This window comes from Vibrio genomosp. F10 str. 9ZD137 (assembly GCF_049974785.1).
Taxonomy (GTDB): Bacteria; Pseudomonadota; Gammaproteobacteria; order Enterobacterales; family Vibrionaceae; genus Vibrio.
Genome location: NZ_JBNGCJ010000508.1, coordinates 1 through 5866 on the forward strand (window position 1 = coordinate 1; position 5866 = coordinate 5866).

At 41.2% G+C, this 5866-nt stretch carries 6 protein-coding genes and 1 pseudogene; 1 reads left to right on the forward strand and 6 read right to left on the reverse strand.

Features of this window, described 5'->3' with window-relative positions:
* Nucleotides 1-132: 132 nt before the first annotated feature.
* The 3 genes from ACP45E_RS12350 to ACP45E_RS12360 all read right to left on the reverse strand — a co-directional run bounded on the left by ACP45E_RS12350 (nt 133) and on the right by ACP45E_RS12360 (nt 2370).
* A complete protein-coding gene (locus tag ACP45E_RS12350; RefSeq protein WP_017037010.1) occupies nt 133-729 on the reverse strand; it encodes a tyrosine-type recombinase/integrase in 597 nt (198 codons plus the stop codon).
* A gap of 299 nt (nt 730-1028) precedes the next feature.
* Complete coding sequence (locus ACP45E_RS12355; RefSeq protein WP_026026473.1) at nt 1029-1961, reverse strand: hypothetical protein; 933 nt, start codon at nt 1959-1961, stop codon at nt 1029-1031.
* On the reverse strand, nt 1927-2370 hold the full coding sequence (locus ACP45E_RS12360) for a hypothetical protein (protein ID WP_026026474.1): 444 nt from the start codon (nt 2368-2370) through the stop codon (nt 1927-1929). Before ACP45E_RS12360 ends, ACP45E_RS12355 begins: the two co-directional genes overlap by 35 nt.
* A 269-nt stretch (nt 2371-2639) precedes the next feature.
* On the opposite strand from ACP45E_RS12360, the gene ACP45E_RS12365 reads away from it, so the two are divergent.
* Nucleotides 2640-3521, forward strand: a complete 882-nt coding sequence (locus ACP45E_RS12365) for a LysR substrate-binding domain-containing protein (protein ID WP_026026475.1) — start codon at nt 2640-2642, stop codon at nt 3519-3521.
* Nucleotides 3522-3633: 112 nt separating this feature from the next.
* On the opposite strand, the gene ACP45E_RS12370 is transcribed toward ACP45E_RS12365, so the two are convergent.
* The 3 genes and pseudogenes from ACP45E_RS12370 to ACP45E_RS12380 form a co-directional block, all read right to left on the reverse strand.
* On the reverse strand, nt 3634-4497 hold the full coding sequence (locus ACP45E_RS12370; RefSeq protein ID WP_026026476.1) for a DMT family transporter: 864 nt from the start codon (nt 4495-4497) through the stop codon (nt 3634-3636).
* 2 nt (nt 4498-4499) lie between these two features.
* Nucleotides 4500-5240, reverse strand: a complete 741-nt coding sequence (locus tag ACP45E_RS12375; RefSeq protein WP_017037014.1) for an outer membrane protein OmpK — start codon at nt 5238-5240, stop codon at nt 4500-4502.
* Between the two features lie 88 nt (nt 5241-5328).
* A pseudogene (locus tag ACP45E_RS12380) lies at nt 5329-5866 on the reverse strand (phosphopentomutase); the annotation flags it as partial.

Sequence of the window (5866 nt, forward strand, 5' to 3'; positions counted from 1 at the left end):
TGGCTCTTGTCGTTTCTGGGTGGTTGAAAGGCTAACTGAGCTCCCCTCAAACTTGCCGCGTTCATATGTGAGTCGTAACAAACTTCGGGGCACAGGCTTTTCAGGAGAAAAGCCTGTAACAGCTTCTATCTGTCAGCAGTCTGTTTTCTCAGACAACCTCAGAGCGTCCTCTAGCTCAACGCCAAGGTATCGAATAGTGTTATCAAGCTTCGAGTGTCCAAGTAAGATCTGTACAGCCCTGATGTTTTTCGTTCTGGCATAGATTAAAGTTGCTTTGGTGCGACGCATGGAGTGAGTACCGTAATAGTCAGCATTCAATCCAAGCTTTACAGCCCAGCTCCTGATAATTGCTCGATAGAATGAGTAGCTGATAGGTTGCCCAGAGCGGCGGCTACTCGGAAATAGAAAACTGCTTGCCTCTAGGGATGCTGCAAAAATCCATCGGCTAATACTTTGCTGCGTTCTTGGTGTAATCTCATAGTGGACATCGGTTCCCGTTTTTTGCTGGATGCACTGAACCCTGTCATAGATAACTCCTTGCGAAGAAACATCGTAAACGTGTAACTTTAGCAAATCACTCGCTCTTAACTTGCTATCTATAGCTAGGTTCAGTAACGCGAGCTGCATCAAATCGTTTTCAATCTCCAGCCTAGTTCTGATCCGCCAGATCTCTTCAAGCTTAAATGGCCTTTTGATGCCACTGCATTTTCCAGAAGATGACTTTCTCATGATGACCTCCTCTCAGTGTTTTTGGTCAACATGAAGTTTGGCAGTCACATTTAGTAGGCCTCAGAAAGATCTGAAATGTTGGTGGACAATTCTGTTTTACAAACAGGAGCAATATGTATTCTGTTTAGTGTAGGACGACATTAAAGTCTGAAACTTTTCTCTCGAGCAGGGGGTTAATACTACGCAGCACTAAATAGAAGAAAATGACAATAAAGTTTAAAACTATAATAACTCAGTGCCTTCTGAACAACAGAATTATGACAATAAAGATTGAAACTTATTAAAACCAGAGAAGACTTTTACTTTATAGGAGGTGGCACTACCAAAAACTCAGTCTGTAAATCAATATCTTCCACTTGCCACATTTTCATTTGTACTAATTGACTATAGAAAGGAGGCATTCCCTCCAAATATGCATTAATATACATAGGGGTCGATGGCTGTATGTATTGCAAATTATCCCAAATCAACTCGGGTAAAGGGCCTTCCATGGTAGAACCATATGCACCAATATCAACAAGATCTCGATAAGAGTCATTTGGGCACCGTAGCATCAATATTAATCCATACTTTAATGAAACCATATATTTCTCGCTATCTTCAACTTCTTCATTAATAAGTTCATATCTGATTCTATGATATTCACGAGTACAACGCATCCAAGGTGTCAAAATAGGAGAGTCCGAAATATTCCCTGGTAGACATAATATTAGATTTCCGAAATTATCAAAAACCAATGCTACGTCTCCATTGCCACCATTTAGAATATCATCGGCTTGAGCATCATGAATATATGGGGCGATCAACATATTCGGACGTCCCGGCTCGGATAATGTTAAAGCTAAACTCTCCGGAAAAACCTCTCTAAGTTTTGTTTTGACTGGATGATCTTCAGGTAGATTTACCATATTAAAATCAGGATGAGGTTCAACGTCCCCCCCTACAATATTTTGAACACTACTCAACGTTGCTTGGAATGATGTTAAGTTACTCAACTGAGTATGCTCGTGTATAACTGTCCCGGTAAAAAATTCTGGTAATACTGCCCCTGAATGTTCGCGAGAAAGGCAAGACTCACCATTTACTTCAGGATACGAGAACGAATTTAGAAGAGGTTCAGGATCGGTGACGGATGGAAATGTTGCGCTAAGATCATAGTTAATTCCAGCAAAATTATCATATGCTGAGATAATGGTTTTAAATCCAGCAGAAACTAGAGAGCCAGTGCACATTGCACATTGCACATGGGTCAAGACTACTAACAACAGCTAAATTTTCAACAGGAGGCAACTGCACGCCATCTTTAAGCGATTGGAAGTACCAATCCACCAATTGCCTTTCTCCATGAGCAGTAGGATCAAGAAGAGTTCCATTCTGAACAACCAAATAATGCAAGAAATGGATAATGTCGCCGGTAGTGATGTCAATTAAAACCCCTCCAACCGAGAATGAACCATTGCAAAAAGCTTTAATACATTCATCTGTAGCTAATTTTGCCACAGTATCAATGTCTTCATTTGCCATCGGTGAACTGTTGTTATTAAGTGGGTGGTAAATACCCGAGAACGCTTTGGGGACGGCTAGGCTAGTTGCACCAATAGCTCCAAATTTTAGCATTGATCTTCTTGATATATTGTTCATTGTTAACTCCATTTTATTAATACCAATATAATAAAAAATTCTGATTATAAAATTGTGCTCTATGATAAAAAATTACAAACAGTTACAGTCATATTAAAGGCAATATCAAAATAAGTATTATATGCGATATTCATATAACTATTTCACTCATAATTTATGACAAATTTTAAAATTATATTTTTAACGAAAATTATTTACCCGAACTGGTTATCCCTGCTATATTGAGGGATAGTACTTAATTAATAAACGTGCCAAAGAGATATAAAAATTTGAATGAACGTATAACTTTAAAGATGCTCCGCTACTTCTATGAAGTTGCGCGATCCGGACACTTTAATCAAGCCGCCAAAAATCTTAAAATCACACCATCACCACTTAGCGCACAAATTAAAGAACTAGAGTTGATTTTAGGCGGAGCATTGTTAGAACGTACCTCTCGAAGTGTGTCACTAACACCGGCTGGAGAAGTGTTGAAGGGGGAATGTGAACAACTATTTCGCAATCTGGAACTCTCTCTTTATCGAGTGCAAAAAGCCAATCGTAGTGATACTCACACCCTTAGGGTTGGTATGGTCAGTTCCGCATTTTGGGCTGGTTTTGGGAGCATGCTGAAAGATTTTAACCGCGTTTACCCTGATTATAATGTCAAACTGCTGGAACTTAGCCCTGAACAACAGAAACAACAATTGCTGGAAAAACAAATTGATATCGGCTTGTCTCGATTCGCTGACGCATTGAACATTTACCCGCTTATTTCTAAGCGGATAACGGATGAAAACTTTGTCATTGCTATGTCCGATGAGCACCCTCTCCGAGTAAAGAAGAAACTATCTTTTGCCGATCTCAAAGATCAAGAGTTTTCCTTTTTGTTACAAAGAAACTCTGCATCAGCAGCTTTGATAATAGACGCATGTATGCATAAAGGCTTTGCACCTTTGATACAAAATGAGTTTGTCGAGCCCACCACGCTAATGGCGTATGTGTCGGGTAGTAGTACCATCACAGCTGTACCTTCTAGCTTTACTCAGCATTCCTGGGAGAACATTCACTTTGTTAATCTCAAGGAAAACTTACCGGCGGGACTATGTATGATTTATGACCCCCGTGATATTTCTCCTGCCGTCAAAGCATTTACTGAACAATTTAATTAACCCGAGCTCAGGTTTATCTATAAAAATACCCTGCTCAGATTGAGCAGGGTACAAATACTTTGCCAGATGAACATCTATCCCATCACTAAACTCTAGCTACTTTAAAATGACATTATTTTAGTAAGGAGTATACCTGTGGCAGTAAACTGGTCATGATCATTAACCCCATAATGGTGTATTGGGCGGTAGAAAACACTTCACCGACGAGCAGCATGCCCGACAAAATTCCCGCAATAGGATTGGCAATCCCACCAAAGGTAAACTCAACTACGGTCATGCGTTGCAGTAACCAAACATACAGCCCATACCCGATAGCAGTGGCAAAAATAATTAGCCATGTTAACCCCAATAAGTTACTCCAACTGACTTCACTAATCACACTACGATAAAGCTCGACATTCAAGGCAGCATGAACCGCAGATAAACCTAGTAATAAACCACCACCGACAATAAGCTGCCAGGTGAGTACCTTCCACCAATGCATTTCAGCGGCGAGCTGCTTGGTTAAACTGCTGCCAATTACTAGGCATAGAATCGCACCGAGCATCGCCAACAGACCAATGGGATTAAGCGTTATTGAACTTGGGTTAAATAACGCCCAAGCTAAAGCGATCAGTAATACGCCGCTCAAGAATTGAATGCCTGTTGGTTTTTTGCTCGCAACTATCCAGTGATAGATCATGGCAAAAACCGGCACAGAAATCATGCCGACTCCAGATACTGCAGATGGCAACGTCAACGCCATAATAAAGATACAGGTGAAAAATATGGCTATATTCACTATCCCCAATACAGTTAATGCTTTCAGCTCCTTTACGCTCGGTAAAGAAGGTCGAATTAACAATAGCAGCAACCCCGCGGGTAATGCCCTGAGTGCGCCAAGCAATATAGGTGGCCAATCAGGCAACGTGTATTGAGTCACTGCATAAGTTGTTCCCCACAAAAATGCGGGGATCATGGCTAACAAAATATTCATAATTAGAAACTGTATTTGACTGTATAGATAATTGCTTGATCGGTATCAGGCTGACCGAGCTTGTTGTGCGCATAACGATATTGAAGACCTAAACTCAAATTTTCAGGTGCATTCCACCAAATTGCTAATGCTCCATTGTAAGACAAATCATCGTCTTCTCTTGTTGAATTTATATAGCCATTACTGCGTGAAAATTCAGTTTCATGCCAATTAGATAATGTAAAACTTTGCTCTCCTAGCGTAAAATCGTAGTTAGCAACCCAACCCGCCATGCCACCATTCATACCTGCAAAGCCATTTTTATTGGTATAGTGAAAGCCAACAAAAGGACTAAAGAACCAACCTGCGTCACTGGTTAGGTTATAGGAAAGACCTAGTACCGTATTTCGGCCGTGAAAGCCTTGGTTTTCTGTTGAATAGGTCTGAGCATAGACACGCAATTCATCAAGCCCAGTCTTCACCGCTACCTTACCCTTACTCGACACAGCCATCGCTTGATCATTGCTTGTCGTGCCATCTTGGAATTCAAAATCGATAAAGCCATAAACCTCACCCCAATCAAATCCAGCACCGCCTTCCAGCTCTAAGTAGGCAAAGTCTTGCTTGTTGCCACCGCTACGTTCCTCAGTCGATGAAGACCAATCTAAGTAGTTCACATTGATACTGCCAAAGCTATATAGATACTCAGCGCTTGCTCCGGTAGACAGGAATGTGAATAAAAGTAAAGCATGATACTTGTTCATAAATACTCCAACATTTTTTGAAGACACGTCAATCCTTAAGCGCTGGTCAACCAGCACCTAGGTAAAGATTAGAAAAGTGTGTTAAGTGTTACTGTAAGAAGGAGTGCCCGCTTGACGGTACTGTAAGCCCAAAGTGTTGAGCTATTGTGGCACCAATATCTGCAAAGGAGGTTCGGCAACCTAAGTAACCAGGTTGTAACTTCGAGCCAAAACCAATGATGGGGACATATTCACGAGTATGGTCGGAACCACTCCAAGTTGGATCACAACCATGATCTGCTGTGATGATCAGCAAATCCTCATCTGTCAGTTTCGCCAATAGCTCAGGTAAACGTCGGTCAAAATATTCCAGTGCCGTAGCGTAACCTTGCACATTCCGGCGATGACCATACTCTGAGTCAAAATCGACAAAATTAGTAAAGATCAACGTATCTGACGGATTGTTTTGTAATGCCATTAGGGTTTGGTCAAACAGTTCTGGAATACCGACGGCTTTCATCGATTGATCAATCCCCGAGCCTGCAAAAATATCTGAGATTTTTCCGATCCCCACCACTTTTGCTGCAGCAGCTGTTTGGAGCTGGTTGAGTACTGTTAACTTATGCGGCGTAACGGAAAAATCTCTT

Coding starts and splice junctions, on each gene's coding strand:
- ACP45E_RS12350 (WP_017037010.1), bottom strand. CDS start 729: ATGAGAAAGTCATCTTCTGGAAAATGCAGTGGCATCAAAAGGCCATTT.
- ACP45E_RS12355 (WP_026026473.1), bottom strand. CDS start 1,961: ATGTGCACTGGCTCTCTAGTTTCTGCTGGATTTAAAACCATTATCTCA.
- ACP45E_RS12360 (WP_026026474.1), bottom strand. CDS start 2,370: ATGAACAATATATCAAGAAGATCAATGCTAAAATTTGGAGCTATTGGT.
- ACP45E_RS12370 (WP_026026476.1), bottom strand. CDS start 4,497: ATGAATATTTTGTTAGCCATGATCCCCGCATTTTTGTGGGGAACAACT.
- ACP45E_RS12375 (WP_017037014.1), bottom strand. CDS start 5,240: ATGAACAAGTATCATGCTTTACTTTTATTCACATTCCTGTCTACCGGA.